This is a genomic window from Microbacterium sp. P5_E9 (assembly GCF_054049175.1).
The window spans coordinates 1-596 of record NZ_JBFUMV010000101.1 but is presented as its reverse complement, the minus strand read 5'-3'; the positions used below and the strand labels follow the sequence as shown (position 1 = coordinate 596).

The 596-nt window shown below is 66.1% G+C and carries 2 protein-coding genes; both read left to right on the top strand.

Translation table 11 applies throughout. The features are described 5' to 3' along the window. Positions 1–232, top strand: a 232-nt coding sequence (locus ACXJ3V_RS20445) for a hypothetical protein (RefSeq protein ID WP_457102188.1), incomplete at its 5' end; no start/stop codon positions are given. Then, positions 229–596 (top strand): hypothetical protein (locus ACXJ3V_RS20440; RefSeq protein ID WP_457102187.1); only part of this gene is annotated, 368 nt, incomplete at its 3' end. The genes ACXJ3V_RS20445 and ACXJ3V_RS20440, both read left to right, overlap by 4 nt.

Here is a 596-nt window from a genome sequence, read left to right as displayed (position 1 = left end):
GCTTACCTTCGCCCGGACGCGTTCATGGCCTGTTCACCCTGAACGCCCAGGATGTGGCCTTCCTCCCCTCAAAGACAGCAAGGTCCTCGTTGCCCGCTTCGGCGGGCTTTTTCTTGGCCTGGTGCACTACCACCATCGGAAGCATGCCCCGCAAGCCCCAGACTCGAAGCGCGACCTGCACCTACCGCTTGAGCCGATCCGTCGGGCCGGCGGTACGATGAGCGGCAAATGACCAAAGCGACGCTGCGAAGGCAGGACCTAGCCGAGATGGCCGACCTGATGGACGAGGCCGCGGAGAACTTGTACCTGATCCCGAAGGACATCGCCTCGCGCCACGAGGTGCGCCCCGACTTGTCCGACGAGCTCGAAGGCTCGGCCATCACGATCCGAGAGTCGATCGCCGGCACGTTGGGCATCTCGGTCGAGCAGGCCAGGAAGATCCTCGCGCAGGGGTCGAAGGGCACGCTGACTCGCACCAGCGCCGATTGCCGCGCATGGCTCGACGGCGAGTGGCGGCTGGACGAGCTCGAGGCGCTCTGCGTCATCTTGCGTCACGAGGCCGGCGACCAAGCGCGTGGCGCTCCCGAGCTCGTGGT